Annotated in this window: 1 protein-coding gene; it reads left to right on the top strand. The window is 69.6% G+C overall.

What is annotated here, in order from left to right:
- Nucleotides 1-305 precede the first annotated feature (305 nt).
- Nucleotides 306-2,108 (top strand): transposase, encoded by a 1,803-nt coding sequence (locus VGJ14_16515; GenBank protein HEY2834033.1) that lies wholly within the window; start codon nucleotides 306-308, stop codon nucleotides 2,106-2,108.
- Nucleotides 2,109-2,686: the final 578 nt, after the last annotated feature.

Raw genomic sequence — 2,686 nt, forward strand, 5'->3', positions numbered from 1 at the left:
TCAGATCCGGGATGAACCGCTCCCGCGGGACGCGTGCGATGAGGTCAGGCCAGATGACGCCGCCGGTCAATCCTCGTCCTCGTCCTTGCCGTGTTTGCCCGGATCGGCAGCGGGTGGAATCCCGCCGGACCCCTGTGCGTCGTCCTCAGCGTTGGGTTTGTCCCTGTCGTCGACCCTGCTGGCCAATTTGTAGTTGGCTTGTGGTGATCTTGTCCGGCGTGTCGTCGCCGTTCCGACCGGTCCCGCCTTCATGATCGTGTGGCGGTCGGTCCCTTCCGTCCCCGGTCGTGGGGTGGTGGATGCTGATGTCTGTGCAACCGAGGTCGTGGCCGGAGCCGGCGCCGGAGGTCGCGGCGGCGGTGCGGGCGGCGTATCGGCGCCGGGAGCCGCCGTTGCCGGTGGTGGCGCGGGATCGGTTGGGTGAGGTGTTCCCGGACGCCGAGTTCGCCACCGGGTTCGGGGTCCGGGGCCGGCCGGGGTGGTCACCGGGGCGGTTGGCGCTGGTCACGGTGTTGCAGATGGCGGAGAACCTGACCGATCGGCAGGCCGCGGACGCGGTCCGAGACAAGATCTCCTGGAAGTACGCGCTGGGCCTGGACCTCGACGATGAGGGTTTCGACGCCTCGGTCCTCTCGGAGTTCCGCACCCGGGTGGTGGAGCATGGCCTCGAGCAGCGGGTGCTGGACCTGCTGCTGGACGCGGTGAAAGCCGTGGGGCTGGTGGCCGCGGGTGGGAGACAGCGCACCGACTCCACCCATGTGATCTCCGCGGTGCGGGATCTGAACCGGTTGGAGCTGGCCGGGGAGAGCGTGCGCGCCTGTGTGGAGGCCGTTGCGGTGGCGGCCCCGGACTGGCTGCCCACCGTGATCGACATCGCCGACTGGGGGCGCCGCTACGGCGCCCGGGTCGACACCTGGCGGCTACCGACCTCCAAGACCAAGCGCGCCGAGCTGGTGGCGGCCTACGGCAGCGACGCGCTGGTACTGCTGCGCGCGGTCTACGACACCGGCGCCCCGCACTGGCTGCGGGAGCTGCCCGCGGTCGAGGTGCTGCGCCGGGTGCTGGTGCAGAACTATGTGATCATCCTCGACGCCGCCGGGCGGGAGGTGATCAGGGCGCGGGAGGCCGAAACGGATGGTCTCCGGCCCGGCAGTTCCCGCTTGAGCTCGCCGTATGACCTCGATGCCCGGTGGGCGGCCAAGGGTGATGACCTGTACTGCAACGGCTACAAGGTGCACGTCACCGAAACCTGCGACACACCCGACCCCGCACCGGGCGACGGAGACTCGGGCGAGGGAGACTCGGGCGAGGGAGACTCGGGCGGCCGCGGCGCAGGGGACGACCCGGCCGGCGGCGGTGACTCGGGCGGGGAACGGCCGAACATCATCGTCGGGGTGGCCACCACGGACGCGACCGTGCCGGACGCGAGGATGACCGAGAAGATCCACGCCACGCTCGCCGGACGGGGCCTGCTGCCCGCCGAGCACTACCTCGACTCCGGTTATCCGTCCGCGGCGCTGGTGGTGGACAGCCTGCGCCGGTGGGGGATCACCCTGATCACCCCGCTGCTGGCCGACCAGTCCCGCCAAGCCAAGCAAGGCGCCGGGTACGACCGGGCCGGCTTCACCATCGACTTCGACACCCAACAGGCCACCTGCCCACAGGGCAAGACCTCCACCTGGTGGAACCCGGTCACCCAACGCGGCACCGACGCGATCGTGATCAAATTCGCGGCCGGCACCTGCCGGGACTGCCCGGTCCGCGACCAGTGCACCCGCTCCACCTCGACAAAGGTCGGGCGCCAGTTGACCGTGCCCCCGCGCGAGGTCCACCACGCCCAGGCCGCCGCCCGGGCCGCCCAGAACACCCCGGACTGGCAAGCCGACTACGCCCGCCGGGCGGGGGTCGAGGGCACCATCCGCCAAGGTGTCGCGGTCACCGGGATGCGCCGGGCCCGCTACCGCGGCCTGCCCAAGACCACGCTCGAGCACGTCTTCTCAGCGACAGCGCTAAACCTCATCCGGCTCGACGCCTACTGGCACGGACACGCCCTGGACCGCACCAGAACCAGCCACCTCTCCCGCCTCGAACACGCCCTGGTGGCCTGATCGAATTAACCAGCAGGATCCCGACAGGGGCAAACCTGTCGGTCGGAGCCGTTTCGCATTGTCGGGGGAGGCAGTTATGACGACGAGCGATCGCTCCCACGTCAGGCATCTCGCTGGGCAGGCGCGACGCGATTGACCTACGCGTTCCGGCACCGCCGTGCGGCTTCGGGCGTGCGGTGCTTGACCGGGCAGTTCCCGTGCCTGTACGAGGGTGACCCCCCACCGCTGCGGCGTGTGGTGTTGAGCGATCGCTGCACCCCGTAGAGCGCGTTGTCAATTGGATGCAGAGCCCGCCGAGCGCTCTTGATCGGCTTCGGGGTGACGGCTCTCTTCAGCGTGCGCACCGGGTGCACCGCACGACGGACTGATCTCGGAACGAACATGCGGGAGAAGAAGCCCATGCAGCGAAGCGTGAGCCAACCCCCTGACAACCGTCAAGCCTCACGCCATTGACCGGTGGTAACCGACGATGATCACGGCGCTGCCGGTCTCCAGCTACCAGGGCTCCAGCAAAAGATGACCCAGGTACTCGGGTTCTCCCTCACGGCGCAGGCTCCGCACTACACGGCGGGGCAAGG

This window comes from Sporichthyaceae bacterium, from assembly GCA_036493475.1.
Classification (GTDB): domain Bacteria; phylum Actinomycetota; class Actinomycetes; order Sporichthyales; family Sporichthyaceae; genus DASQPJ01.

Coding starts and splice junctions, on each gene's coding strand:
- VGJ14_16515 (HEY2834033.1), top strand. CDS start 306: ATGTCTGTGCAACCGAGGTCGTGGCCGGAGCCGGCGCCGGAGGTCGCG.